The sequence below is a fragment of the Streptomyces sp. NPDC042346 genome, assembly GCF_055581845.1.
This window is the reverse complement of sequence record NZ_JBVJEH010000006.1, coordinates 24,889-51,030: the sequence shown is the minus strand read 5'-3', so window position 1 is coordinate 51,030 and position 26,142 is coordinate 24,889. Positions and strand designations below refer to the sequence as shown.

Below are 26,142 nucleotides of genomic sequence, written 5' to 3'. Positions count from 1 at the left end.
TGATCCGCCGCCGCGCCGGCTCGACGCGTGCTCAGACCCACGCCCCCCGCTCGGTCAGCACCGAGCGCAGCGTCTCCAGATGATCGGTCATGATGCCATCCACGCCGAGGTCGAGGAGAGAGTTCATCCGGTCCGGATCGTTCACCGTCCAGACGTGGACCTGGAGCCCGCGCGCGTGCGCCTCCCGGACGAAACGGCGGTCCACCACCGGGATGCCGGCCTGGCGCTCCGGGACCTGCGCCGCCACCGCGCCCGCCCGCACCGCCGCCGGGATGCCCAGCGAGCGCAGCCGCAGCCCGACGACCCCGCGCACTCCGTACGAGGTGGCGAGCCGGGGACCCGCGAGGCGCTGGGCCCGCGCCACGCGGGACTCGGTGAAGGACCCCACGCACACCCGGTCCCAGGCGCCGGTCCTGCGGATCAGGTCCACCAGCGGCTCCAGGGCCGACTCGGCCTTGAGGTCCACGTTCCAGCGGGCCTCCGGGAACTCCTCCAGGAGGTCGGTGAAGAGCGGCAGCGGCTCCCGGCCCGCCACGCGGGCCTCGCGCACCGCCGCCCACGGCAGGTCGCGGATCCGGCCCGAGGCGTCCGTGACCCGGTCGAGGGTCGCGTCGTGGAAGGCGACGAGAGCCCCGTCCGCCGTCGTGTGCACATCGGTCTCGAAGTAGCGGTAGCCCGCCGCGGAGGCCAGGCGGAAGGCGGCCGCGGTGTTCTCCAGGCCGTTCGCCGTGCCGCCGCGGTGGGCGAACGGGAGGGGGGAGGGGTGGTCGAGATAGGGGTGGCGTACGCGAGTCACGGGCGCAGTATGGCCTGTCCCGGTGTCTCGGGGGCGACCTCCGGGCGGACGGACGGCTCTTCCGGGGCGGCCCCGGCGGCCCCGGGGCCCTCGGACTCCGGCTCGGGTACGGCGAACCAGCGCAGGAAGTACTGGGCGAGCGGCCCGATCGCCAGCGCGTACAGGACCGTGCCGACGCCGACCGAGCCGCCGAGCGCGAAGCCGGTCGCGACGACGGCCACCTCGATCGCCGTCCGCACCAGCCGGATCGACCGGCCCGTGAGCCGGTGCAGACCGGTCATCAGCCCGTCACGCGGGCCGGGACCGAACCGCGCCGCGATGTACAGGCCGGTGGCGACGCCGTTGAGGACGATGCCGAGCGCGAGGACCGGCACCTGCCCCGCCAGGCCGTGGACGTCCGGGACGAGCGCCAGGGTGCCGTCCATCGCGATGCCGATCGCGAAGACGTTGGAGACGGTGCCGAGGCCCGGCTTCTGCCGGATCGGGATCCACAGGAGCAGCACCGCCGCCCCGACGATGATCGAGACCACTCCGATGGTCAGTCCGGTCTTCTCGGCGAGACCCTGGTGGAGGACGCCCCAGGGCTCCAGGCCGAGCCCGCTGCGCACCAGGAGCGCCGAGCTCACCCCGTACAGCGTCAGACCGACGTACAGCTGGACGAGCCGACGGGTGAGGTGCCGGCCGTGGCGGCCGGAGGCGATGGACAAGGGACTTCCCCCCAGGGTGGTGGTAGTGGACTGGCTCATGACACTCTGTGGCGGGGTATCGGGTGCCAACCATGGCCAATTCGATGAAGGTGGACTGATTTCGATGGCTCAGTGGACTTCGGCGGTGGGGCCGGCTCAGCTCGCCCGGCAGCTCCAGGCACAGCAGCCGCGGCCCGCAGGACCCGGCGCCCGCAAGCCGCCCGCCTACCGGGCCCTCGCCGACGGCATCCGCCTCCTCGTCCTGGAGGGCCGCGTCCCCGTCGCCGCCCGCCTGCCCGCCGAGCGGGAGCTCGCCGTCGCCCTCACCGTCAGCCGGACGACGGTGGCCGCCGCCTACGAGGCGCTGCGCACCGAGGGCTTCCTGGAGTCGCGCCGCGGGGCCGGCAGCTGGACGGCCGTACCGGCCGGGAACCCGCTGCCCGCGCGCGGCCTCGAACCGCTGCCCCCGGAGGCCCTCGGCTCCCTGATCGACCTCGGCTGCGCGGCGCTGCCCGCGCCCGAGCCGTGGCTCACCCGGGGCGTCCAGGGCGCCCTGGAGGAGCTGCCGCCGTACGCCCACACGCACGGCGACTACCCGGCCGGGCTGCCCGCGCTGCGCCAGACGCTCGCCGACCGCTACACCGCGCGCGGCATCCCCACCATGCCCGAGCAGATCATGGTGACCACCGGAGCCATGGGCGCCATCGACGCCATCTGCCACCTCTTCGCCGGGCGGGGCGAGCGCGTCGCGGTCGAGTCGCCCTCGTACGCCAACATCCTCCAGCTCATGCGGGAGGCCGGCGCCCGGCTCGTCCCCGTCGCCATGTCCGAGGGGCTCGGCAGCTGGGACATGGGCCGCTGGCGCCAGGTGCTGCGGGACGCCGCGCCCCGCCTCGCGTACGTCGTCGCCGACTTCCACAACCCGACCGGCGCGCTGGCCGACGAGGACCAGCGGCGGCAGCTCGTCGACGCGGCCCGCTCGGCCGGCACGGTCCTCGTCGTCGACGAGACCATGACCGAGCTGCACCTCGACGACGACCTGGAGATGCCCCGGCCGGTCTGCGCCTTCGACCCGGCGGGCTCGACGGTCCTGACGGTCGGCTCGGCCAGCAAGGCCTTCTGGGCGGGCATGCGGATCGGCTGGGTCCGGGCCGCGCCCGACGTCATCCGCTCCCTCGTGGCCGCCCGCGCGTACGCGGACCTCGGCACCCCCGTCCTGGAACAGCTCGGCGTGAACTGGCTCATGGGGACCGGCGGCTGGGAGGAGGCCGTGACCCTCCGGCGCGCGCAGGCACGCGAGAACCGGGACGCGATCGTCTCCGCGGTCCGCAGGGAGCTGCCGGAGTGGGAGTTCTCGGTCCCGCGCGGCGGGCTGACCCTCTGGGTCCGCACCGGCGGGCTCTCCGGCTCCCGGCTCGCCGAGGCGGGCGAACGCGTCGGCGTCCGGGTCCCCTCGGGCCCGCGCTTCGGAGTGGACGGCGCCTTCGAGGGCTTCATCCGGCTGCCCTTCACGGTCGGCGGCCCGGTCGCCGACGAGGCCGCGGCCCGGCTGGCCGCCGCGGCGCGCCTGGTCGAGTCGGGGGTGGGCGGGGGAGTGGAATCGCCCCGCTCGTTCGTCGCGTAGGTCTCGGGGAAGGTTGCGGGGCACAGAGCGAGAGGCCGGTACGGACCGTGGGTCCGTACCGGCCTCTCGGCGTCTCGGCGGGGCGCCTCAGCCCTCGGCGGCGACCGGAGCGTGGCGGGGCGCCGGGCCCGGGTCCGGCGCGAGGCGCGGGGCGGAGTCGGGCTCGTAGCGCGGCATGGCGGGGGCAGAGGCAGGGGCGGGATCGGGCTCGTGGCGGGGAGCGGGGGCCGGATCGGGCGCCTTGGACGAGACCGAGACCGAGACAGAGGTCGAGGTCGAGGCAGGGATCGCCCCGACCGTCACCGTCTCGACGGCCACGGTGTCGATCGCCACGGTGTCGGCCGGTGCCGTCCGGCGCTCCGGCAGGAGCGCGAGGACGGCCTGGCGGTGCGACTCGCTCGTGGCGTCGTCGTACGGGTCGGGCGTCGCCGGCACCTGGAGCCGCAGCACCGGGCCCGTACCGAGGCGCGCGTAGCCGCGGCCCGGCGGCACCTGGGGCGTCGGCGTGGTGTGCGGCGCGGAGCCGAGGACGGACTCGATCTGCTCGGGGGTGGCGGGACCGAGCACGATCCGCGCCCGGGTGTGGGTCCGTACCGTCTCGCTCAGCGTGTCCGTGCTGTCGAACTGCTCGGCCACCACCACCGTGACCTGCGCCGCGCGGCCGTGCCGCAGCGGCACCTGGAGCAGCTCCTGCGGGTCGGGGCGGCCGTCGGCGGCGGCCAGGTGGCCGAGGATGCCCGGTCGGTCCAGGAGGATCCACAGCGGCCGCCGGGTGTCCTCCGGCGCGGGATGACCCGCCTGCCGGGCGCGGTTGGCGGCGATCAGCCGGCGCTCCGTCTCGTGCGCCGCCCATTCCAGGCTGGCCAGGGCCCCGGAGAGCCCGCACTCGACGGCGAGGACCCCGTCGCGGCCGGTCAGGCAGGCGTACTCGCCGGTGCCGCCGCCCTCGACGATCAGGACGTCCCCGTGCGGAAGGGCCTGGAGCGCGATCGAGCGCAGCAGGGAGGTGGTGCCGCTGCCCGGCTGGCCCACGGCCAGCAGGTGCGGCTCGGCGGAGCGGGGGCCGGTGCGCCAGACCACGGCCGGCGCGTCCTCGGTGCCGTCCGCCGCGACCACGGGCACGGTCCGCTGCACGGCGTCCCCGTCGGTGAAGCCGAGCACGGTCTCGCCCGGCACGGTGACGAAGCGCTGGGCGGCGATGGTGGTGGGCAGGGCGGGCAGCACGCTCATGACGAGCCGGTTGCCCTCCTCGTCCCAGTCGAAGTGGTACTCGCGGCCGCGCCCCGACTTGGCGTGCAGCAGCTGCTCGATGCGGGCGCGCGCGGCCGGCTCGCCGTCGGTGAAGTACGGGGGGTACGCGATCTTCAGCCGGGTGGGCCGCCCGTCCTCGTCGAAGGCGTACTCCGCGAAGGCGCCGGTCCAGTCGCCGCCGTGGGCGAAGAGCGGAGCGGGGTCGTCGGGGACGGAGAAGTACGGCACGAGGGCCTCGTACAGGCCCTTGAGCCGCGCGATCTCCGCGTCGTCGGGCCCGGTCTTGACGACCGGGCGTTCGCGCCCCTTCCACGCGGCGGCGCCCATGAGCGTGACGAGCGCGAGCAGCGGCCCGTACGGCACGAGGGCGACGACCAGGACGCAGGCCGCGACCAGGAGCAACGTGGGACCGCGCCGCTCCTTGGGGGTCGCGGCCCACTTGGCGCGCGCGGTCGCGGCCAGCTTCCGCAGACCACGGGAGACCGTGATCAGCGGATGGAGCACGTCGGTGGCGCTGTCGGCGGCCGTGCGCGCGATCTCTCGGCTACGAGCGATCTGCGCGCTGCCGCTGCTCAGAATGCGGGGGAGTGGTCGCCGGGCCACGTCGTACTCCTGGTTTCGTGGAAGGGGGCTGGTTGAGGGGGCAGGTTCCGACGCCCCCTCGGGGCGTCAGAACTTGATTCCGCCCAGGAGACCGGCGAGGCTCTGCCCGCCCGCCGTGATGCTCGGGGCGATGGCGGTGCCCGCGAGGTAGAAGCCGAACAGAGCGCTGACGAGGGCGTGCGAGGCCTTCATCCCGTCCTTCTTGAAGAACAGGAAGCAGATGATGCCGAGCAGGACCACGCCTGAGATGGACAGGATCATTTGGTGTTCTCCTGGTTGAGGGGACAGTCACCATGAGTCCTTCCAGGTTCACAGCAAGTATCTATGTGACTAAAGGTGCATTAGAGTGAAATTCGCCTGATTTCACTGCACCGGCGCACAGTGGATGTCTCCCCGGGTGGCGAAAACCCGGTGGTGCGCTAGAAGCGGGCCGGGTGCGGATCGCGGTGATCTTTGCCTCAGTGGGGCGCGGTCATGTCACCCGACGGGCAGTACCCTGTCGATTCACTCGTACGGCCGCGCTTGCCGTGCGCAGGTCATCACTGCAGGAGAGAGGCGGTTCCACCCGATGAGCGAGACTCCGGACCCCGAGGTCATCGAGCTGGCGTCCAAGGTCTTCGACCTCGCGCGCACGGGGGACGCCGACGCCCTGGCCGCCTATGTCGACGCGGGCGTCCCGCCGAACCTCACCAACGACAAGGGCGACTCCCTCGTCATGCTCGCCGCCTACCACGGCCACGCCGCCGCGGTCTCGGCCCTCCTGGAGCGCGGTGCCGACGCCGACCGCGCCAACGACCGCGGCCAGACCCCGCTCGCGGGCGCCGTCTTCAAGGGCGAGGACGCCGTCATCCGCGCCCTGCTCGCCGGCGGCGCGAATCCGGAGTCCGGGACTCCGTCCGCCGTCGACACCGCCCGCATGTTCGGCAAGACCGAACTCCTGGAGCTCTTCGGAGCCCGGTGAACGGGTACTGAACCCCAGGTGAGAGCAGCGTCGTAAATGTGGTCGCGGTGGCGAAATGGGTGGGTCATCATGACGTCGGGCCCGGCGGACCGGGCCACCGACGAGAGGCAGAGGAAGATGGTCACTGGCAAGCGCAGGACGACGGGCGGCCCGACATGTTGCCGCACGGCCTAGGCGTACAGAGATGTATCGCCTGACCCGGGTCATCCCGGTTTCCCCCGGTCGTGTCGACAGCTTGATGTGAGGCGTCTTCCATGTTCGATCCAGTCATAGCGCCGAGCGGCACCCTGCTCGGCATGCTGCAGAGAGGCCGCGGCGACGGCACCCTGCACGCGCTCGCCGCGCCACGTGCCGAGGCCCTCGCGGCCCTGAGCCACTGCGTTCTCGCCGACCCCCGCCACGACTGGCAGGTCGAGAACCGCTCCCTCTACTACGCCCGTCTCTACCTGGACCTCCACGGAGGTCTCGACGAGATCGAGGCGCACCTCTTCGGTGCCGAGGACCACCTCGACCCCGAGGAGTCCAGGACCGGGCTCGCGCTCGCCGTCCTGGGGCACCTCGCCTCCTACGGACGCCAGGACGCCCTGCTCCTGCTCCGGCGCTACGCGGCGACCGGCACGAACTGGGCCTGGGCCCTGGACGAGCTGGCCCTGCGCGACGACGACGCCGGGCTCCGCGGGCTCGCCCTCCCCGTGCTCGCCCGCTTCCCCGCCGACCCTGCGGGTGAGGCCGAGCTGGCGGGCGTCGTGCGGGACGCCTTCGAACCCCGGCCCTGGCGGCTGTGGGCCGAGGACCAGCGGGACGCCGTCGGCGCCCGGGTCAGGGCCGCCCAGGAACAGGGCTCCTTCGACCGCTGGCAGCGCCAGATGCGCCCGGCCGGCCCCCGCCCCGGCTGGAGCGTGCGGGCCGTCCTCGACTGGGCGCAGGAGGGGTACGAGCGAGGTGCCGTGCTCGACGGCCCTGCCGCGCGCTGCCTCGCCGCCGTCGCCGGTCCCGAGGACCGCCCCGAACTCCTCGCCGCCGCCCGCGAAGGCTCGACGGGGGCGCGGGGCGCCGCCCTGCACCACCTCGCCGCGTCACGTGACCCCGCCGTCCTCGACCTCGTGGAGGCCGCCGTCGACGGCGGCTCGCACACGGTCGCCGAGGCCGCCGTCGCCGCCTACCGGCGGATGTGCGGCGAGGACGCCGTCGCCCGCGCCCGCGCCTGGGTCCGGCGGACCGACGAACTCGGTACCGCCGCCGCCGAGGTCCTCGCCTGCCGCGGCACGGCGCAGGACGCCGGCCTCGTCCTCGGGGCGCTGCGCGGGACCATCCGCTCCGCCGGCCCCGACGCTCCCGAGCTCGCCGTCCTCGTCGACGGAGTGGGCCGGCTCGACATCGCCTGCGCCGCGCCCGTGCTCCGCCACGTCTACCGCGAGACGTCCTCGTCCCAGTTGCGCGGGCGGGTGGCCCGCGCCCTCGCGGCCACCGACCCCACCTTCGCGACCGGCTTCGCCGTCGAGTGCCTCTGGGACTGCGAGGAGACCACCCGCGAGGTGGCCGCCCAGCACGCCGAGACCGGTGACGTACGGGTCGCCGAGCGGCTCCGCCGCCTCGCCGCCGACCCGGCCGAGGAGGCCGAGGTCCAGACCGCGGTGCGCAACCGGATAGGACCCGACCTCCAGGTCTGACCCCGTGCCCGTTCCTGTCCCAGGCCTGACCCCTCCCCAGGCCTGACCGGTACGGCTCATCCCCTCCCGTTGCCCGGACCCCGGGGCGGCGCGGCCTGCGGCGGAGACCCCGCCGATCGTGGCCCCGCCCCGGGCGCCCGGAGACGGGCCGGGGCGCGCCGCGGCCCCCGCGGCGAAACGCTCATGGGACGTTCCCCCGCCGTCCAGATCGACGTCGGCGGGTACACGCCAAGCGGGACGACAACACCCGTATGCGTGTCGTCATCGTCACAGAATCCTTCCCTCCCGATGTCAACGGTGTGGCGCACTGCGCCCTCCAGACCGCGCGCCACCTCGTCCGCCGGGGCCACGTCCCGCTGGTCATCGCCCCCGCCGTCGCCGACCCGGCGGCGGACGTCGACGCCCCCTGCGCCGTCGTCCGCGTGCCCTCCCTGCCCCTGCCCGGCTACCCCCAGGTCAGGGTCGCCCTGCCGAGCCGCCGGGTCGCCGCCGCCATCGCCGCGCACCGCGCCGACCTCGTCCACCTCGCCGGACCCTTCGTCCTCGGCGTGCGCGGCATGACGGCCGCCGCCCGGCTCGGCATCCCTGCCGTCGCCGTCTACCAGACCGACCTCGCCGGCTACGCCCGTACGTACGTGGGCACCGGCGAGGGCGCCGCCTGGCGCCGGCTGCGCGCCGTCCACGGCGCCGCCGACCGCACCCTCGCCCCGTCCTCCGCCGCCGTACGCGACCTGGAGGCCCACGGCATCGGCCGCATCCGGCTCTGGGGGCGCGGCGTGGACACCGTCCGCTTCCGCCCCGGCCTGCGCGACCCCGGGCTGCGCCGCGAACTCGCGCCCGGCGGCGAACTCCTCGTCGGCTACGTGGGCCGCCTCGCGCCGGAGAAGCGCGTGGACCTGCTCGCGGGGATCCGCGGCATACCCGGCGTCCGGACCGTCGTCGTCGGCGACGGGCCCAGCGGGCCCGGGCTGCGCGCCGCCCTGCCGGAGGCCCGGTTCCTGGGCCGCCGCACCGGCGACGACCTCGCCCGGATCTTCGCCTCGTTCGACGTCTTCGCCCACACCGGCCCGTACGAGACCTTCTGCCAGACCGTGCAGGAGGCCATGGCGAGCGGGGTCCCGGTGATCGCCCCGGCCGCCGGCGGCCCCCTGGACCTGGTGGACCACGGGCGCACCGGTCTCCTCGTACCGCCCGGCGACCCGGGCGCCCTGCGGGAGGCCATCGCCTCGCTCGCCGCCGCCCCGGACGTGCGCGCCGCCTACGGCCTGGCCGGCCGGGCCGCCGTCGAGGGCCGCACCTGGGAGGCGCTCGGCGACGAGCTGATCGGCCACTACCGGGAGGTCTTGCGCGAGCGGACGGCGGTGGCGGCGTGAACGGCTCTCGTACGGCTCCGGGGGGTGGCGAGGCCATGGGCGCGCGTACCGCTTCGGGGGGTGGCGAGGTCATGGGCGCGCGTACCGGGGGTCCGGGGAGCGGCGAGGTCATGGGCGCGCGTACCGCTCCGGGATCGGGCGCGAGCGGCGGGGCCGCCGCTCAGGGCGGGCTCCGGATCGTGCGGCTCGCCAACTTCGTGACCGCCACCTCCGGCGGTCTGCGCACCGCGCTCGACCAGCTGGGCCGCGGCTACCTCGCCGCCGGGCACGAACCGATCCTGGTCGTCCCCGGCGACGTCGCGAGCGACCACCACACCGAACAGGGCCGGGTCGTCACCCTCCCGGGGCCTGTCCTGCCCGGCACCGGCGGCTACCGGGTCCTCGCCGACCGGCGCCGGGTCGGCCGCCTCCTCGACGCACTCGCCCCCGACCGGATCGAGGTCTCGGACCGCACGACCCTGCGGTGGACGGGGGAGTGGGCGCGCCGCGCCCGGGTGCCGTCGGTGATGGTCTCGCACGAGACGGCGGACGGGGTGCTGCGCACCTGGGGCGTTCCTCCCGCGCTCGCGGCCCGCGCCGCGGACCGGCTCAACCGCCGCACGGCCTGGGCCTTCGCCCGGATCGTCTGCACCACGGAGTGGGCGGAGCGGGAGTTCGTGCGGATCGGGGCGCGCAACGTCGTCCGGGCTCCGCTCGGCGTGGACCTGGAACGCTGCCGGCCCGGCCGCCGCAGCACCGTGCTGCGCGCCCGGTACGCGGACGGGGAGCGGGTGCTCCTGGTGCTGTGCTCGCGCCTCTCCGTCGAGAAGCGGCCCGGCACGGCCCTGGACGCCCTCGCGGAGCTCCGGGGCGCCGGCGTACGGGCGGCGCTGGTCGTCGCGGGCGACGGGCCCCTGCGGGGCGCCCTGGAGCGGCGGTCGCGCGAGCGACGCCTCCCGGTGCGGTTCCTCGGGCACGTCGCCGACCGGGAGGCCCTCGCGGACCTCCAGGCCGCGGCGGACGTGTGCCTGGCCCCGGGGCCCGCCGAGACGTTCGGCCTCTCCGCCCTGGAGGCCCTCGCCTGCGGGACGCCGGTCGTCGTCAGCGCCTCCTCCGCCCTCCCGGAGGTCGTCGGGGCCGCCGGGGCCGCCGCCGCCGACGCCCCGGAGGCCTTCGCGGAGGCGGTACGGGGGGTGCTGGCCGTTCCCGAGGCGGCCCGCCGAGCGGCGGCACGCGCGCGTGCGGAGGGTTTCACCTGGGAACGGTCGGTGGCCGCCTTCCTCCACGCCCACGACGCACTCCCGCCCCACGTGCCATCGCCCGTCCCGTCCCCCGTCCCGTCCCCCGTCCCGTCCCCCGTCACGTCCCGCGCCGCGTCCCTTCTTCCGTCTCTTCCTCCGACCCCTCTCCCGTCCCTTCCTCCGACCCCTCTCCCGTCTCCCGCCCCGGCCGCCGCCCCCTGGCCCTCGCTTCCGCCCGGGACCGACCCGTCCCGTACCGAGGAGGCCCGTCGATGAGGGGGGAGCCAAGGGAGGCGGCGGCCCCTCCGAAGGGGGCCGAGGCGACCGGTCCGCTCCGGTTCGCCGTACTCGGCGACTCGTTCAGCGAGGGCGTCGGCGACCGGGTGGACGGCGCCTGGCGCGGGTGGGCGCCCCTGCTCGCCGACGGGCTCGCGGCCGGGGGACGGGAGACGGCGTTCCTGAACCTCGCCGTCGGCGGCGCCCTCAGCCGCGACGTCGACGAGGACCAGCGGCCCCGGGCCCTCGCCTTCCGGCCGCACCTCGCCTCCGTCGTCGTCGGCGTCAACGACACCCTGCGCCACACCTTCGACATCGAGCTGCTCGCCCACCGACTGGACCGCGTCCTCACGGACCTCGACGCCGCCGGCGCCGTCCTCATGACCGCCTGCCTGCCCGACCCCGGGCGCATGCTCGGTCTGCCGGGGCCCCTGGCCCGCCCGCTCGCCCGCCGCCAGCGCTCCGTGAACGCCGTCGTGCACGCCCTGTCCGACCGGTACGACGCGGTGCACCTGCACCTCGCCGACGACCGCTGGACCGAGGACCGTGACCTGTGGAGCGCCGACCGGCTCCATCCGGGCGAACGGGGCCACCGCGCCGTCGCCGCGGGCTTCCACCGGCTCCTCGCCGCCCGGGGGCTCGCCGACGGCACACCGCCCGCGCGGGAGCCCGTACAACCGCCGCCGACCCGGGCGGAGGCCCTGTTCTGGCTCGCCACCGCCGGGACCGGCTGGGCGCTGCGCCGCAGCCGCGACCTGCTCCCGCAGCTGCTCCTGCTCGCCGGCGCCGAACTCCGCCACTGGGCGGACAGCACCGGCACCGCGCCCCTCGACGCGCGCGCGGACGCCGCCCTCGCCGCCGCGCTCACGGCCACAATGGGGAGATGAACGGGCGCTGGGAGTTCTGGATCGACCGGGGCGGCACCTTCACCGACGTCGTCGGCCGGCGGCCCGACGGACGGCTCGTCACCCGCAAGCTGCTCTCGCACGACCCCGCACGCCACCAGGACGCCGCCGTCGCCGGGATCCGCGCGCTGCTCGGCCTCCGCCCCGGCGAACCCGTCCCCGCCGACCGGATCGCCGTCGTCAAGATGGGCACCACCGTCGCCACCAACGCCCTCCTGGAGCGGCGCGGCGAGCCGACCCTCCTCCTCGTCACCGAGGGCTTCCGCGACGCCCTGCGCATCGCCTACCAGAACCGGCCCCGGCTCTTCGACCGCCACATCGTGCTGCCCGAGGCGGTGTACGCGCGCGTGGCCGAGGTCCCGGAGCGCGTCGACGCCCACGGCCGCGTCGTGCGCCCCCTGGACACGACCGCCGTCGCCGAGGCCCTCGCCGCCGCCCACCGGGACGGCTTCCGCTCCGTCGCCGTCGTCCTGCTCCACGGCTACCGCCACCCCGCCCACGAGACCCGGATCGCCGAGGCCGCCAGGGCCGCCGGCTTCACCCAGGTCAGCTGTTCGCACGAGGTCAGCCCGCTCATCAAGCTGATCCCGCGCGGCGACACCACCGTCGTCGACGCCTACCTCTCCCCGATCCTGCGCCGGTACGTCGACGAGGTCGCCCGGGAACTGGCCGGAATCCGCCTCATGTTCATGCAGTCCAACGGCGGGCTGCGCGAGGCCGCCCACTTCCGGGGCAAGGACGCCGTCCTGTCCGGACCGGCCGGCGGCGTCGTCGGCATGGCCCGCACCTCGGCGCAGGCGGGACACGAGCGGGTCATCGGCTTCGACATGGGCGGCACGTCCACGGACGTGTCGCACTACGCGGGCGCCTTCGAGCGTGAACTCGGTACACAGGTCGCCGGGGTGCGGATGCGGGCGCCGATGATGAGCATCCACACCGTCGCGGCGGGCGGCGGCTCCGTCCTCCACTACGACGGCCGCCGCTACCGCGTGGGCCCCGACTCGGCGGGCGCCGTCCCCGGCCCCGCCTGCTACCGGCGCGGCGGCCCGCTCACCGTCACCGACGCCAACGTCATGCTCGGCCGCGTCCAGCCCGCCCACTTCCCCGCCGTGTTCGGCGAGACCGGCGACCTGCCCCTGGACGCCGAGGTCGTACGGGAGCGGTTCACGGCACTCGCCGGGGAGATCGGGGGCGGCCGCACCCCGGAGGAGGTCGCGGCGGGCTTCCTGGAGATCGCCGTCCTCAACATGGCCAACGCCGTCAAGAAGATCTCCGTCCAGCGCGGCCACGACGTCACCCGGTACGCCCTCACCAGCTTCGGCGGCGCCGGCGGCCAGCACGCCTGCGCCGTCGCCGACGCCCTGGGCGTCGACACCGTCCTCGTCCCCCCGCTGGCCGGCGTGCTCTCCGCGTACGGCATCGGGCTCGCCGACGCCACCGCGATGCGGGAGCGGTCCGTCGAGGACGAGCTCGACGCCCCCGGCACCCACGCGCGCGTGACGGCCCTCTGCGCCGAACTCGCCGAGCGGACCCGCGAGGAGCTGCGCGCCGACGGCCTGCCGGACGAGGCGATCACCACGCACGCGCGCGTGCTCCTGCGCTACGCGGGGACGGACGCGAGTCTCCCCGTCGACCTCGCCCCCGCCGCATCGATGAAAACCGTGTTCACAGCCGCTCACCGGACGCGGTACGCGTTCACCATGGACAAGCCGCTCGTCGTCGAGGCGGTCTCCGTGGAGGCCGTCGGCCGCGCCGGTCCGCACGGCCCCGTCCTCGTCGACACCGGAGAGCGGACGGGCCCCCTCGCCCCCCGGGCCACCGTCCGGATGCACAGCGGCGGCACACCCCACGACACGCCGCTCCACCGGCGCGAGGACCTGCGTCCCGGCGACACCGTCGACGGCCCCGCGCTGCTCGCCGAGGCCGACGCCACGACCGTCGTCGACACCGGCTGGCGCGCCACCGCGACCGACGGCGGACATCTCCTCCTGCACCGCGTCACGCCCCGCCCCACGCGCGTGGCGGCCGGGACGGACGTGGACCCGGTCCTCCTGGAGGTCTTCAACAACCTCTTCATGGCCATCGCCGAACAGATGGGCGTGCGCCTGGAGAACACCGCCCACTCCGTCAACATCAAGGAACGCCTCGACTTCTCCTGCGCGCTCTTCGACGCCGAGGGCAACCTCATCGCCAACGCGCCCCACATCCCCGTCCACCTCGGCTCCATGGGCGAGTCCATCAAGGAGGTCCTGCGGCGGCGCGCGGACGACCTGCGGCCCGGCGACGCGTACGCCGTCAACGACCCGTACCACGGCGGCACCCACCTGCCCGACGTGACCGTCGTGACCCCCGTCTTCGACGACACCGGCCGGCGGCTCCGCTTCCTGGTCGCCTCGCGCGGCCACCACGCCGAGATCGGCGGCATCACTCCCGGCTCCATGCCCGCCTTCAGCCGTACCGTCGAGGAGGAGGGCGTCCTCTTCGACAACTGGCTGCTCGTCCGGGACGGCCGGCTCCGCGAGGCCGAGACCCGGGCCCTGCTCACCGGCGCCCGCCACCCGTCCCGCGACCCCGACACCAACCTCGCCGACCTGCGCGCCCAGATCGCCGCCAACGAGAAGGGCATCGAGGAACTGCGCAGGACCGTCGACGAGTTCGGCCCGGACGTCGTCCAGGCGTACATGCGGCACGTCCGCGCCAACGCCGAGGAGTCCGTCCGCCGCCTCGTCGCCCGCCTCCACGACGGCGCGTACCGCTACGAGACCGACGGCGGCGCGACCATCGCTGTCGAGGTCCGCGTCGACCGCGAACGCCGCTCTGCCGTCGTCGACTTCACCGGCACCTCGCCCCAGCTGCCCGGCAACGCCAACGCGCCCACGTCGGTCGTCATGGCCGCCGTCCTGTACGTCTTCCGCACCCTCGTCGACGAGGACATCCCGCTCAACAGCGGCTGCCTGGAGCCCCTGGAGATCCGCGTCCCGCCCGGCTCCATGCTCGCGCCCGTCTACCCGGCCGCCACCGTCGCCGGGAACGTCGAGACCTCCCAGGCCGTCACGGGCGCGCTCTACGCGGCCCTCGGCGTCCAGGCGGAGGGCTCCGGCACCATGAACAACGTCACCTTCGGCAACGCGCGCGTGCAGTACTACGAGACGGTCGCCAGCGGCTCGGGCGCGGGGGACGGCTTCGACGGCACCGACGCCGTCCAGACCCACATGACCAACTCCCGGCTCACCGACCCCGAGGTCCTGGAGTGGCGCCACCCCGTCCGCGTCGACGCCTTCGCGGTACGGGACGGCGGCGGCGGGCGCGGCAGGTGGCACGGCGGCCAGGGGGTCGAGCGCCGCATCCGCTTCCTGGAGCCGATGACGGTGACCCTCCTCACCGGACACCGCAGGGTCCCCCCGTACGGGATGGCCGGCGGCGAGCCGGGCGCCCTCGGCGAGAACCTCGTGGAACGCGCCGACGGCACCGTCGAGCACCTCGGGGGCGCCGCGACGGCCGAGCTCGGCCCCGACGACGTCCTGGTCGTCCGCACCCCCGGAGGGGGTGGCTACGGCCCGCCGTCGCCCGGCGGATGAAGGCCCCCGCGCAGCGCAGGCCGGTGAATCCGCCGTTCAGCGCAGCTCTGCGAACGTCCCCGTTCAGCGCACCGGAACGAACCGCACCGGCGTCCCCGGCACCGCCTGCGCCGCCGCGCCCAGGTCGGCCTCCCGGACGACCCCGACCACCGGGTACCCCCCGGTCGTCGGATGGTCCGCGAGGAACACCACCGGGCGTCCGTCCGGCGGCACCTGGACCGCGCCCAGGACCATGCCCTCGCTCGCCAGCTCTCCCGGCCGCGCCCGGTCGAGCGCCGGTCCTTCGAGCCGCAGCCCGATCCGGTTGCTCGCCGGCGACACCCGGTACGCGCGCGTGGCCAGGGTCCGCAGCGCGGCGGCGGTGAACCAGTCGTCGCGGGGACCCAGCCGGACCCTCAGGACGAGTTCGGCCGGCGGACCCGGCCACGGCGGAGCGTCGACCGGCCCGCGTACGGTCGTCTCCGCTCCCAGCGGCAGCACCGCGTCCTCCGCCAGCGGCGCCGGGCCGAGCCCGGACAGCAGGTCGGTGGAGCGGCTGCCCAGCACCGGTTCGACGGCGAGTCCGCCGCCGAACGCCACGTACGAGCGCAGCCCGCGTACGGCAGCGCCGATGTCCAGGAGGGACCCGGCCGGCACCCGGACCGCCGTCCCCCAGGCGGCCGGGCGCCCGTCCACCCGGACCGGGCAGGGCGCCCCGCCCACCGCGACGGTCACCGCGCACCGGGGCCGCAGCGCGCACCCGTCGACGGTGGTCTCCAGGACCGCGGCGCCCGCCGGGACGCCGGTGTTGCCGACGAGCCGGTTGAGGAGCCGCACGGCGTCCGGGTCGAGGGCGCCCGAGCGGGGCACGCCGAGATGCGCGTACCCGGTGCGCCCCAGGTCCTGCACGGTGGTGAGCGCCCCCGCCCGGACCACGGCGACGGCCCGGTCGGTCATCGCCGCCCGCCCTCGGCCGTGGACACCGTGAACCGGACCCGGGTGCCGGGCGCGAGGAGCGCGGCGGGGTCCCGTCCGGCGTCCCAGAGCACCGCGTCCGTCGTGCCGATCAGCTGCCAGCCGCCGGGGGAGGAGCGCGGGTACACGCCCGTGTAGGGCCCGGCGAGCGCGACCGACCCGGCCGGGACGGCGGTACGCGGCGTGGCCCGGCGCGGCACCTCGTACCGCGCGCCGAGCCCGGTCAGATAGCCGAAGCCCGGCGCGAACCCGCAGAAGGCGACCCGGAACTCGGTCGCCGTGTGGACGCGTACCGCCTCCTCGACGGACACCCCCCACAGCGCGGCGACCTCCGCCAGATCGGGCCCGTCGTAACGGACCGGCACCTCCACCGCCTCGCCCGCGCGCGCGGGGAGGGGTCCCGCCTCCCAGCCGTCCAGCTCGGCCACGAGCCCGGCCGGGTCCGCGACCCCGTCGAGCAGCACCGTCCGCGCGGCCGGGACGATCTCCCGTACGGCGGGGAGCACGCCCGCCGCCCGCCGTCGCAGCAGCTCGGCGTGGAAGGCCTCCGTCTCGGCGCCATCGGCCAGTTCCACCAGAAGCGCCCGTTCGCCCACGCGCAGCGTCCGGACGCTCACGCGAAGGCCTCCACCAGGACCCCGGAGGCCTCCAGGCCCTCGCGGACCCGGCGGGCGAGGCCCACCGCGCCGGGGGTGTCCCCGTGCAGGCACAGCGACCGGGCCCGTACGGCGACGGAGGTCCCGCAGTGCGCCGTCACGACCCCGGCCGCGGCCATGGCCACCGAGCGCTCCACGACCGTGTCGGGATCCGTGACGACGGCCCCCTCCTGCCCCCGGGGCAGCAGGGAGCCGTCCGCCCGGTAGGCCCGGTCGCCGAAGGCCTCGGGGACGACGGGGAGTCCGGCCGCCGCCGCGGCCTCGTGCAGCCGGGAGCCCGGCAGCCCCAGGACGGGCAGGGACCGGTCGGCGAGCAGGACGCCCTCCACGACCGCCGCCGCCTGCTCCTCGTCGCGGACCACCCGGTTGTAGAGCGCGCCGTGCGGCTTCACGTACGCGACGCGCGAGCCCGCCGCCCGGGCGAAGACCTCCAGGGCGCCGATCTGGTAGGCCACTTCGGCGGCCAGCTCCGCCGCCGGGACGTCCATCGAGCGCCGCCCGAAGCCGGCCAGGTCCCGGTAGGACACCTGGGCCCCGATCCGTACTCCCCGTTCCGCCGCGAGCTCGCAGACGCGCCGCATGGTGGCCGCGTCCCCCGCGTGGAAGCCGCAGGCCACGTTGGCGCTGGTGACGACGGAGAGCAGCCGCTCGTCGTCGGTCAGCGTCCAGCGGCCGAATCCCTCGCCGAGGTCGGCGTTGAGGTCGATCGAGGCCCGGGTCATGTGGCGCTTCCCTTCCCACCTGGTCGTGCGGTCTCGCCACGGTAGGGGATTGTTCAACAATCCAACAAGAGACGTGTTGTCGCCGCCCTGTTTCTGCGGTTGACTCGGCCGCGGACGACGGAAGGGAAGAAGAGGCCCTGTGGACGTGACGGGCGTGAGCGGCACGGGCGGCGCGAGTGCGGCCGGAGACCTGGCGGACGACCGCGCGCTGCTCGGGCGGACGAGCACGGCGGAACGGGTCGCGGACATCCTGCGGACCCGGATCGCGGAGGGCTGCTTCCCGCCCGGCGTCCGGCTCTCCGAGGAGAGCATCGGCGGCGCCCTCGGCGTGTCCCGCAACACACTCCGCGAGGCCTTCCGGCTCCTCACCCACGAACGCCTCCTCGTCCACGAGCTCAACCGCGGGGTCTTCGTCCGCGTCCTCGCCGTGGGTGACGTGGACGACATCCACCGCACCCGGCGGCTCGTCGAATGCGCCGTCGTCCGAGGCCTCGGACAGCCGCCGTACGCCGTCGACGGCCTCGTCGCCGCCGTCGCGGAGGGCGAGAACGCGGCCCGTAGGGACGACTGGCGGGGCGTCTCCACGGCCAACATCCACTTCCACCGCGAACTCGTCGCCCTCGCGGGCAGCGCCCGCACCGACGAACTGATGCGCGGCGTCCTCGCCGAACTCCGGCTCGCCTTCCACGTCGTGGACGACCCCCGCGCGCTGCACGAGCCCTATCTCCAGCGGAACCGGGAGATTCTGGACGCCCTGCGCGCCGGTGAGCGGGCCCAGGCGGAGCGCCTCCTCGCCCGCTACCTCGACGACTCCCGCGCCCGTCTCCTCGCCGCCTACGCCCACGCGGTGGGCGGCCCGGCAGGCCCCTGACGGCCGGCCCGACGGCCTTCCCCGGCCCGGTCGCATCTGCGCCCGTTTCGACCGTTGTCAGTTCGAGGACCTAATCTGTCCACCGTGACTTCGCCTGCCTCGACGGACCTCGCTCCGCCCCAGCTCAGCGCGGCGCCGCGGCCCGCGCAGGGCCCGGCCGCCGACGAAGGGCTCGCGCGGCGCCTCCGCGCGCTCGCGTGCACCGCCCCGCTGCACGACCTCGACGCGCGCAAGGCGAACCTCGCCGGCGAGTACACGGTCTACGCGATGGCCGAGGTGGCCCTCTCCGCGATCGACCTCGTCACCCTCAACATGGACTTCGACACCGGCGCCGACCACGAGCAGATAGTGGCCAGGCTGCTGCCCCGCGTCGCCGCCCAGGCACCCTCCCGCCCCGCCGCCGAGCACGAGCGCGTGGCCCGCTGGGTCCTGGAGAACCTGATCAACGTCGGCAGCGTCGACCGGGGCTTCCGCGCCGTCTACGGCACCTTCGGCACCGACGGGATCTACGTCCGCAGGGACTACGACTTCAAGCTCATCGAAGAGGTCCCCGGCTACGGGGGCGGCGTCTACCTCCGCACCACCGACGAAGCGGTCAACGTCCTCGTCGGCGCCCTCGACACCGACGTCACCAGCGCCCAGATCGCCGCCGAGGTGAAGCTGGAGGTCCTCATCAGCAGGGGCCGCCTCGCCGACGCGCAGCTCGCCGCCGAGCAGGCGCGGTACCGGACCGTGCAGTACGCCGAGTCCCTCCGCAAGACCCTGGAGGCCACCCGGCGCAACGTCCGCGCCGTGGACTGGCTCCAGGCGGTCCCGGACATGATCGACGAGGCGCTCGACCACGTGGCCGACCGCTACCGCCACGAGAACGCGATCCTCACCAACATCCGCAAGGCCCGCGACGAGGCCGAGGACCACGAGCACAAGCGCCGCGCCGCCGAGCTCGTCGACATCGTCAAGGACTGCATCCGGCGCCACACCCAGCTCCAGTCCCGCCTCCTGGAGGCCGGACCGCTCTTCCGCGCCGAGCAGGACCGGCAGGCCTTCGCGGCCCCCACCGCGTACACGGGCCTCGACCTGTACGGGCAGCTCGTCGCCCCGATCCTGCCGCTCCCCGTCGAGCAGGCCGGCCGGGTCACCGACGCCTTCTTCGCCCACGGCACCGGACTGCGCACCCCCGCCTCCGTCCGCCTCGGCGACCTCGTCGACCTGCTCCTCACGCCGCCCGTCGAGCGCGAGCACCTCGGCGCGGAGATGCCCGAGCCCGACCTCATCGCCACCCCCGACGACTCCCGCTTCAGCGAGGAGCAGCTCGCGAGCGCCATGCGGCTCCTCGACCTGGAGCACGACGCCCCGCGCCGCCTCTCCGGCCTGCTGGCGGAGGCCCGCCGCCTCGACGACGACCTGCCGTACCTCGTCGCCCTGCTCGCCGTGCACGCGGCCAGCCCGCCGGTCGGCACGGCCTACCGCCAGGGCGAGGAGCGCCTCCTCTTCGCCGTCGACGACGGCACGCCGCTCGACGACCCCGAGTTCGGCGGCGCCGACCTCATCGTCGGTACGGCCCTCCTCGACGCGGTGGGCATGGCCGCCGACCGCTCGGAGGCCACGTGACCGTCACCCCGATCGTCCCCGACACCACCGCACCGGACCCGGCCGAGCCGCTCACGCCTGCGCCCACGACAGCCCCGGCTGACGGGATGCCTCCGGCTGACGGGACGTCCACGGCTGTCGAGCAGACCCCGACCGCGGCCTCGACGCAGGCCCTGACCTCGACCGAGGCCACCGTCGTACCCGGCCCCAGGCCGGAGACGGCGGCGACCGAGCAGGAGACGGCAGAGGCCGGGCAGGAGCCTGGGCAGGAGCCCGAGGCCGACCCGCAGCCGGAGCCCGAGCCGGGCCGCCCGGGAGCGGGCGGGAACCGTGCCGAACCCGGCCCGCGGGTGCGGGCCGTCGTCGTGGACCGGCCCGGCGGCGCGCGCGGCGAGACCGGCGCCGAGTCCCGGAACGAGCCCGGTACGAAGCCCCGGCTCGGGGCCGTACCGGCGCCGGAGCCGTCCCGCACCGACGCCGCGTCCCGGCGCAGGAGCGTCCCGACCGTCCGCGCCGTGCGGCTCACCACGGAGCCGGTCGCGCCGGCCCGCCGCCCCGCGCCCGCTCCGGCGGCCGTCACCCCCGTTCCGCTGCCCCTGCCCCGACCCGTCACCGACGACGTACCGCCCGAGAGCCGCACCGAGGAGCCCCAGCCGTGAGCGAAACCCACGCCGAGTACGCCGACGCGTGGAGCGAGCAGGAGCCCCCGCACCCCCAGGCGGCCCCCGCGCCCACCCCCTCCTCGCAGTCCGCCGTCACCCCCGCCGACGCGGCCGACGCGGCCCGGCTCGTCTCCTTCGGGCTCCAGCCCAAGCTGCTGCCGGCCCGGGACGCCGAGTACACCGAGCTGCTCCGCCGCTACCGCGAGGACCCCGCCTTCGCGCGCCTCGCCGACGCCGTCGCCACCGGCCTCGGACTCGTCGTCCTGGAGGTCTCCCCGCGCGCCGGGATGGCCGTCACCGCCGGCGAGGACTCCGTCTTCGCCGTCCGCATGGGCGACTACGCCCGCCGCGCCTCGACGGACTCCGCCGACCGGTTCCTCCACGGTCTGGCCCACCTCGCCGTCGCCGCCATGGCCTTCCCCCGTCCCGAGGACCTCGCCGACGACGGCTACATCGGCCGCCTCACCGTCAACGGCGTCGACGCCTTCGTCCGCCAGGCCTGTCTGCGCCTGGAGCAGCGGGCCGAGGAGCAGGGCGAGAACACCGACCCGGCCTCCGACGCCCCCGGCCTGGAGGCCGGCTGGCGGATCTACGCCCGCCGCAGCGCCACCGGTGCCACGAAGGACGCCCGCCGCCTCGCCGGATCCACCACCGGCATCGTCGGCAAGGCCGCCGCCTTCCTCACCGACTCCGGCTTCCTCCAGCGCACCGGCGACGAGGGCGGCGGCTCCTACCGCACCACCGCCCGCTACCAGCTCCAGGTCCGCGACATGGCCGGTTCCGCCGCCATGGCCGAGCTCCTCGAACTGGGTGTCGTGCCGGTCAGCGACGGCTCGGCGACCCTCGTGCCGCCGCCCGAGGGCGACGACCTGGAGCTCGCCGCCGACGCGGGCCTCCCGTTCCACGCGTAACCGCCCCGCGTAACCGCCCGCGCCGCGCATCCGCCCCGCGCAACCGCCCGCGCCGCGCATCCGACCTTCCTGAGCACGACGAGCACGAGAGTCCCCCGCCATGTACGAGCTGTCCCGGGTCCGCCTCTACTCCATCGGCCCCGCCGGTGCGCGCTACGCCGACACCGTCCTGGACCTGCGCGGAGTCGGCGCGCCCGTGCCCCACCCCGCTCCCACACAGGCGGAGTTCTTCGAGGAGGAGCCGGTCGGCCCGCCGCGCCGCCCCGCGCCCGCGGGCGTGCTCTTCCTGGAGAACGGCGGCGGCAAGTCCGTCCTCCTCAAGCTGATCTTCTCGGTCATGCTGCCCGGCCACCGCAACACCCTCGGCGGCGCCAGCTCCGGCGTGCTGCGCAAGTTCCTCCTGGCCGACGACTGCGGACACGTCGCCCTGGAGTGGCAGCACACCCTCACGGGTGAACTCGTCGTCGTCGGCAAGGCCAGCGAGTGGCGCGGCCGCCAGGTCTCCAACGACCCGAGGAAGTTCGCCGAGGCCTGGTACTCCTTCCGCCCCGGCCCCGGGCTCAGCCTGGACAACCTCCCCGTCGCCGAGGCGACCTCCGTCCGGCGGCCCGTCGAGGGTGCCTCCGGAGCCACCGGCCGCCGCCGCACGATGAAGGGCTTCCGCGACGCCCTCACCGAGGCCGGCAAGGCCTACCCGCACCTCGAGGTGGTCTGGGAGGAGATCCACGACCGCTGGAACGAGCACCTCGGCGAGCTCGGCCTCGACCCCGAACTCTTCCGCTACCAGCGCGAGATGAACGCCGACGAGGGCGAGGCCGCCGGCCTCTTCGCGGTCAAGAAGGACTCCGACTTCACCGACCTCCTCCTCCGCGCCGTCACCGACACCCGGGACACCGACGGCCTCGCGGACCTCGTGAGCGGCTTCGGCAACAAGCTCGGCCGCCGTGCCGAGCTGACCGCCGAGCGCGAGTTCACGGCCGGCTCCGTCGACCTCCTCGGCCGCATCGTCGAGGCCGCCGGGACCCGGGCCCACGCGCGTGACGTCCACACCGCATCCGAGCGGCGCACCCGCACCCTCGCCCGCCGGCTCTCCGCCCGCGCCGACGAGGAGCGCGGCCGGGCCGCCGAACTGGCCCAGCAGGTCACCACGGCCGCCCACGCCGTCGCCGAGGCCGAGACCGCCCGCGGCCGCAGCGCCCTCATCTCAGCCGAACTCGCCTACCGGCACGCCTCCCTGGCGCTGACCGCCGCCGAGAAGGGCGCCGCCTCCCAGCGCCGCGAGCTCACCGACGCCCGGACGATGCACTCCGCCTGGCAGGCGGCCGAGGTCGTCCTCCGGCACCGTGCCGCGGGCGACCGCTCCTCGCGCGTGGCCGCCGCCATCCGCGAGGCCGAGCGGGACGCCGCCCCGGCCCTCGCGGCCCGCGCGAAGGCCGCCGCCGATCTCGTACGGGCCCTCGCCGCCGCCGCCGAGGAGGGCGAGCGCCACGCGGCCGAGGAGGAGGAGCGCTCCACGGCGCTCCAGGACGCGAGCGAGACCGCCCACCGGGACGCCACGGCCGCCGCCACCGAGGCCCAGCGGGCCCGCAGCGAGGCCGGCCACCTGCGCCAGCGCCTCGCCGAGGTCGAGCAGGAGACCGCGGAGGCCGTACGGGCCGGCTGGCTCGACGACTCCGAGCCCGACGCCGACCCGGCCCGGGCCGCCCTCGCCGCGAGCGACGCGGAGAAGACCGCGGTCGCCTCCTGGGACACGGCCCGCGAGAAGGCCCGTACCGCCGCCGACCGCGCCCGCGAGGCCGCAGCCGGCGAGTCCCGCGCCGAACTCGCCGCCGCCCGCGCCGCGGACGCCGCCGAGGCCGCGGGGAACGCCTACGACGCGGAGCGCCGCGCCGCCGAGTCCCTCGCATCCGAGGAGCGCCTCGCCGAGCTGCTGAGCCTGCCGGCCGGCGGCTCGCCCCTCCCGGGCCAGCGCGCGGGCGTCACCGGCCAGGCCGAGGAGCCCGCTCTCCACGACGACACCGAGGGCGCGGCCGCCGAGACCGCACCCGCCCCCCAGGGGCCGCTCACCGTCACCGAGTTCGACCGGTACGCCGACGAACTGCGCGGCATGCTCGACCAGGCCGTCACCTCGGCCGAACGGCAGCTCTTCGAGCTGCGCACCGCCGCGGCCGACGACTCCCGCATCCTCGGCGCCCTCGGCGACGGCGGACTGCTGCCGCCCGGCCCCGACGTCCTCGCCACCGTCGAGTACCTCGGCGAGCAGGGCATCCCCGCGCTCCCCGGCTGGCGCTACCTCGCCCAGGCCGTGGACCCCGCCGACCACGCCCGCGTCCTCGCCGCCCGCCCCGAGCTCGTCGACGGCGTCGTGATCACCGACCCCGTCTCGTACGGGCGCGCCCGCGAGGTCCTCGGCACGGCGGCCCTGCTGCCCCGCTCCACCGTGGCCGTCGGCACGGCCGCCGCCCTGCTCGCCCCCGTACCGGCGCAGGACACGGGCGAGGACAGCGGTGTCTTTCTGGTCCCGCCGAACCCCGCCATGCACGACGAGCAGGCCGCCGACGAGGAGCGGCACGCCCTGCGGGCCCGCGCGACCGCCCGCGACGAGGAGATCCGTACCCTCGCCGCCCGCCTCGCCGGCGACCGCGCCCTCGCGTCCCGGATCGGGGCCTGGCGCGCCGACTGCCCGCCCGGCATGCTCGCCGAGCTCGCGGCCGTCGCCTCGACCGCCCGCGAGACCGCGGAGGCCGCCTCCGCGACCCTCGACGAGGCCCGTACGGCGCGCGGCGAGGCCGACGAGGCCGCCGCCGACGCGGCCCAGCTCAGGGACGAGCGCCAGGAGGCCGCCCAGCGCGCCCGCCGCGTCGCCGACGCCCTCGCGGGCCTCGCCTTCCGGCTGCGCGAGCGCTCCGCCTGGCAGGCCAAGCTCCGTGAACTCGCCGACGACGCCGCCGAGTCCGAGGCCCGCGCCCAGACCTGTCTGGAGCGCGCCCGCGCCGCCGACGAGGACCGCCGCGCGATCCAGCGCGCCGCCGACGACGCCCACCGCACCGCCCGCGCCCTGCGCGCCGAGCGCGCCGAGATCGCCGGCGCCCCCGACACCCTCCCCGAGGAGGACCCGGCCGCGCCCCGCACCGCGCTCCCCACCCTCCGCGAGGCCTACCGGGCCGCCTCCCAGCTGTACGAGAAGGTCGGCGTCGGCGCCGACCTGCGCGCCGAGCAGGCCCGCGCCGAGAGCGACGAGTCCGCCGCCCTCGCCGAGCTCGGCCGCCTCACCAACAAGGTCCGCACCCGCGCCGAACAGCTCCTGGAGTCCACCGACGGCGCCGACGGCCCGTCCCGGCAGGCGGCCGCCGCCCGCGCCGAGTCCCTCGTACAGATGCTGGAATCGCGCGCCACGGAGGCGAGCGAGAAGCTCGGCCGGCTCCGGGGCGAGTCCGAGCGCCTGGCCCCCGAGGACGGCGAGGCGCACACCGAGCTGCCCGAGGACCGGGTGCCCGCCGACGCCGAGCAGGCGCAGGTCCTGCTGCGTACCGCGACCGGCGAACTCGCCTCCCGTACCGACGCCCTGGAGTCGGCGCGCGCCGCCCACTCCGGGCTGCTCCGCGACCACCGGGCCGCCGAGGACGCGGCGGGCGGCTTCGACGAGACCGCGGCCCTCCTGCGCGACCTCCTCCGCGACCACACCGACGAGGAGCGCGACCCGTCCGAGACGTACACGGGCAGCCTGGAGGAGGCCCGCACGGCGGCGGGCGAGGCGCGCCGCGCGCTGCGCGGCTGCACCGCCGAACTGTCCGGCGCCGACGCCGCCGTCCGCGAGGCGAGCGACATCCTCGTCCGGCACGCCAACTCCACCCGCTACGAGCAGGTCCGCACCCCGGCGCGCCAGCAGATCCGCGAACTGCCCGCGTCCGCGCTGCCCGAGCACGCCGCCAAGTGGGCCGAGGCCTTCGCGCCCCGGCTCCGGGTCCTCACGGACGAGCTGGCGCAGCTGGAGCGCAACCGCGACTCGATCGTGGACCGGCTCCGCGGTCTCGTGGAGTCGTCGCTCGCGACGCTCCGCTCCGCCCAGCGGCTCTCCCGGCTCCCTGAGGGGCTCGGCGAGTGGTCGGGGCAGGAGTTCCTGCGGATCCGCTTCGAGGAGCCCGATCAGGCCACCCTCGCGGAGCGGCTCGGCGAGGTCGTCGACGAGGCGACCCGCGCGGCCGTGAAGAAGAACTCCGACCTGCGCCGCGACGGCATGTCCCTGCTGCTGCGGGGAGTCCAGGCGGCTCTCGAACCCAAGGGCGTCTCGGTCGAGATCCTCAAGCCGGACGCGGTGCTGCGCGCCGAGCGGGTGCCCGTCGGGCAGATGGGCGACGTCTTCTCCGGCGGCCAGCTGCTCACCGCGGCCATCGCCCTGTACTGCACGATGGCGGCGCTCCGCTCCAACGACCGGGGCCGCGACAAGCACCGCCACGCGGGCACCCTGTTCCTGGACAACCCCATCGGCCGCGCCAACGCCACGTACCTGCTGGAGCTCCAGCGGGCCGTGTCGGACGCGCTGGGCGTCCAGCTGCTCTACACGACCGGCCTGTTCGACACGACGGCGCTGGCCGAGTTCCCGCTGGTGATCCGCCTGCGCAACGACGCCGACCTGCGGGCCGGCCTCAAGTACATCAGCGTGGAGGAGCACCTGCGTCCTGGCCTGCCGCAGGCGGCCGGGGAGGGCGAGTCGATCCACGGCGAGATCACGGCGACGCGGATGTTCCGCCGGCACGCGTCCGACGACCCCACCGCACCGCCGGTGGCCTCTGCCTGACCGTCGGAGGCGTCCGCCTGACCGTCGGCGGCGTC

19 protein-coding genes are annotated in these 26,142 nt (G+C 75.8%); 12 read left to right on the top strand and 7 right to left on the bottom strand.

From position 1 onward, the window contains the following. Positions 1-31: 31 nt before the first annotated feature. Both ACZ6K0_RS24050 and yczE read right to left on the bottom strand, forming a co-directional pair. The gene (locus ACZ6K0_RS24050; protein ID WP_376410448.1) at positions 32-796 is read right to left on the bottom strand and encodes a glycerophosphodiester phosphodiesterase family protein; all 765 of its coding nucleotides are present in this window, start codon (positions 794-796) and stop codon (positions 32-34) included. Next, positions 793-1,542, bottom strand: coding sequence for a membrane protein YczE (yczE, locus tag ACZ6K0_RS24045; RefSeq protein ID WP_469235528.1), 750 nt, complete (start codon positions 1,540-1,542; stop codon positions 793-795). Before yczE ends, ACZ6K0_RS24050 begins: the two co-directional genes overlap by 4 nt. 64 nt (positions 1,543-1,606) lie before the next feature. Here yczE and ACZ6K0_RS24040 point away from each other — a divergent pair, with 64 nt between their 5' ends. After that, complete coding sequence (locus tag ACZ6K0_RS24040) at positions 1,607-3,106, top strand: SCO1417 family PLP biosynthesis transcription factor (RefSeq protein WP_376410454.1); 1,500 nt, start codon at positions 1,607-1,609, stop codon at positions 3,104-3,106. Positions 3,107-3,193: 87 nt separating this feature from the next. On the opposite strand, the gene ACZ6K0_RS24035 is transcribed toward ACZ6K0_RS24040, so the two are convergent. Both ACZ6K0_RS24035 and ACZ6K0_RS24030 read right to left on the bottom strand, forming a co-directional pair. Then, complete coding sequence (locus ACZ6K0_RS24035) at positions 3,194-4,960, bottom strand: hypothetical protein (RefSeq protein ID WP_469235526.1); 1,767 nt, start codon at positions 4,958-4,960, stop codon at positions 3,194-3,196. Between the two features lie 66 nt (positions 4,961-5,026). Continuing rightward, positions 5,027-5,221, bottom strand: a complete 195-nt coding sequence (locus ACZ6K0_RS24030) for a hypothetical protein (protein WP_015032212.1) — start codon at positions 5,219-5,221, stop codon at positions 5,027-5,029. Between the two features lie 307 nt (positions 5,222-5,528). On the opposite strand from ACZ6K0_RS24030, the gene ACZ6K0_RS24025 reads away from it, so the two are divergent. The 6 genes from ACZ6K0_RS24025 (at position 5,529) to ACZ6K0_RS24000 (ending at position 14,943) form a co-directional block, all read left to right on the top strand. Then, positions 5,529-5,921: an ankyrin repeat domain-containing protein gene (locus ACZ6K0_RS24025; RefSeq protein WP_376410460.1), complete on the top strand. Its 393-nt coding sequence runs from the start codon at positions 5,529-5,531 to the stop codon at positions 5,919-5,921. A gap of 254 nt (positions 5,922-6,175) precedes the next feature. Then, complete coding sequence (locus tag ACZ6K0_RS24020; protein ID WP_376410463.1) at positions 6,176-7,591, top strand: HEAT repeat domain-containing protein; 1,416 nt, start codon at positions 6,176-6,178, stop codon at positions 7,589-7,591. 251 nt (positions 7,592-7,842) lie between these two features. Then, positions 7,843-8,964 (top strand): glycosyltransferase family 4 protein, encoded by a 1,122-nt coding sequence (locus tag ACZ6K0_RS24015; protein ID WP_469235523.1) that lies wholly within the window; start codon positions 7,843-7,845, stop codon positions 8,962-8,964. 110 nt (positions 8,965-9,074) lie between these two features. Continuing rightward, the gene (locus tag ACZ6K0_RS24010) at positions 9,075-10,460 is read left to right on the top strand and encodes a glycosyltransferase (RefSeq protein WP_469235608.1); all 1,386 of its coding nucleotides are present in this window, start codon (positions 9,075-9,077) and stop codon (positions 10,458-10,460) included. Then, the gene (locus ACZ6K0_RS24005) at positions 10,457-11,347 is read left to right on the top strand and encodes an SGNH/GDSL hydrolase family protein (protein WP_469235521.1); all 891 of its coding nucleotides are present in this window, start codon (positions 10,457-10,459) and stop codon (positions 11,345-11,347) included. The genes ACZ6K0_RS24010 and ACZ6K0_RS24005 overlap by 4 nt, the downstream gene beginning before the upstream one ends. Further along, a complete protein-coding gene (locus tag ACZ6K0_RS24000; RefSeq protein ID WP_469235519.1) occupies positions 11,344-14,943 on the top strand; it encodes a hydantoinase B/oxoprolinase family protein in 3,600 nt (1,199 codons plus the stop codon). Before ACZ6K0_RS24005 ends, ACZ6K0_RS24000 begins: the two co-directional genes overlap by 4 nt. 63 nt (positions 14,944-15,006) lie before the next feature. Here the strand turns inward: ACZ6K0_RS24000 and ACZ6K0_RS23995 are convergent, their stop codons facing one another. The 3 genes from ACZ6K0_RS23995 to ACZ6K0_RS23985 are packed head-to-tail and all read right to left on the bottom strand — an operon-like array spanning position 15,007 to position 17,275. Further along, positions 15,007-15,879 carry a 5-oxoprolinase subunit C family protein gene (locus ACZ6K0_RS23995; protein WP_469235517.1) on the bottom strand — a complete coding sequence of 291 codons (873 nt, stop codon included), beginning with the start codon at positions 15,877-15,879 and terminating at the stop codon, positions 15,007-15,009. Then, positions 15,876-16,514: a 5-oxoprolinase subunit B family protein gene (locus tag ACZ6K0_RS23990; RefSeq protein WP_469235515.1), complete on the bottom strand. Its 639-nt coding sequence runs from the start codon at positions 16,512-16,514 to the stop codon at positions 15,876-15,878. The genes ACZ6K0_RS23995 and ACZ6K0_RS23990 overlap by 4 nt, the downstream gene beginning before the upstream one ends. Beyond that, on the bottom strand, positions 16,511-17,275 hold the full coding sequence (locus ACZ6K0_RS23985) for a LamB/YcsF family protein (protein ID WP_376410487.1): 765 nt from the start codon (positions 17,273-17,275) through the stop codon (positions 16,511-16,513). Before ACZ6K0_RS23985 ends, ACZ6K0_RS23990 begins: the two co-directional genes overlap by 4 nt. A gap of 139 nt (positions 17,276-17,414) precedes the next feature. On the opposite strand from ACZ6K0_RS23985, the gene ACZ6K0_RS23980 reads away from it, so the two are divergent. From ACZ6K0_RS23980 to ACZ6K0_RS23960, 5 genes are all read left to right on the top strand, one after another. Then, positions 17,415-18,146, top strand: coding sequence for a GntR family transcriptional regulator (locus ACZ6K0_RS23980; protein ID WP_469235513.1), 732 nt, complete (start codon positions 17,415-17,417; stop codon positions 18,144-18,146). An 84-nt stretch (positions 18,147-18,230) separates the two neighbouring features. After that, a complete protein-coding gene (locus ACZ6K0_RS23975; RefSeq protein ID WP_376410492.1) occupies positions 18,231-19,757 on the top strand; it encodes a hypothetical protein in 1,527 nt (508 codons plus the stop codon). Next, a complete protein-coding gene (locus ACZ6K0_RS23970; RefSeq protein ID WP_469235512.1) occupies positions 19,754-20,395 on the top strand; it encodes a hypothetical protein in 642 nt (213 codons plus the stop codon). Before ACZ6K0_RS23975 ends, ACZ6K0_RS23970 begins: the two co-directional genes overlap by 4 nt. After that, on the top strand, positions 20,392-21,309 hold the full coding sequence (locus ACZ6K0_RS23965) for a hypothetical protein (protein WP_376410497.1): 918 nt from the start codon (positions 20,392-20,394) through the stop codon (positions 21,307-21,309). Before ACZ6K0_RS23970 ends, ACZ6K0_RS23965 begins: the two co-directional genes overlap by 4 nt. A gap of 100 nt (positions 21,310-21,409) precedes the next feature. Beyond that, positions 21,410-26,107 carry a coiled-coil domain-containing protein gene (locus ACZ6K0_RS23960; RefSeq protein WP_469235509.1) on the top strand — a complete coding sequence of 1,566 codons (4,698 nt, stop codon included), beginning with the start codon at positions 21,410-21,412 and terminating at the stop codon, positions 26,105-26,107. Positions 26,108-26,142: the final 35 nt, after the last annotated feature.

Coding starts and splice junctions, on each gene's coding strand:
- ACZ6K0_RS24015 (WP_469235523.1), top strand. CDS start 7,843: ATGCGTGTCGTCATCGTCACAGAATCCTTCCCTCCCGATGTCAACGGT.
- yczE (WP_469235528.1), bottom strand. CDS start 1,542: ATGAGCCAGTCCACTACCACCACCCTGGGGGGAAGTCCCTTGTCCATC.
- ACZ6K0_RS23995 (WP_469235517.1), bottom strand. CDS start 15,879: ATGACCGACCGGGCCGTCGCCGTGGTCCGGGCGGGGGCGCTCACCACC.
- ACZ6K0_RS24025 (WP_376410460.1), top strand. CDS start 5,529: ATGAGCGAGACTCCGGACCCCGAGGTCATCGAGCTGGCGTCCAAGGTC.
- ACZ6K0_RS24005 (WP_469235521.1), top strand. CDS start 10,457: ATGAGGGGGGAGCCAAGGGAGGCGGCGGCCCCTCCGAAGGGGGCCGAG.
- ACZ6K0_RS23960 (WP_469235509.1), top strand. CDS start 21,410: ATGTACGAGCTGTCCCGGGTCCGCCTCTACTCCATCGGCCCCGCCGGT.
- ACZ6K0_RS24010 (WP_469235608.1), top strand. CDS start 9,075: ATGGGCGCGCGTACCGCTCCGGGATCGGGCGCGAGCGGCGGGGCCGCC.
- ACZ6K0_RS24030 (WP_015032212.1), bottom strand. CDS start 5,221: ATGATCCTGTCCATCTCAGGCGTGGTCCTGCTCGGCATCATCTGCTTC.
- ACZ6K0_RS24000 (WP_469235519.1), top strand. CDS start 11,344: ATGAACGGGCGCTGGGAGTTCTGGATCGACCGGGGCGGCACCTTCACC.
- ACZ6K0_RS24020 (WP_376410463.1), top strand. CDS start 6,176: ATGTTCGATCCAGTCATAGCGCCGAGCGGCACCCTGCTCGGCATGCTG.
- ACZ6K0_RS23985 (WP_376410487.1), bottom strand. CDS start 17,275: ATGACCCGGGCCTCGATCGACCTCAACGCCGACCTCGGCGAGGGATTC.
- ACZ6K0_RS24040 (WP_376410454.1), top strand. CDS start 1,607: ATGGCTCAGTGGACTTCGGCGGTGGGGCCGGCTCAGCTCGCCCGGCAG.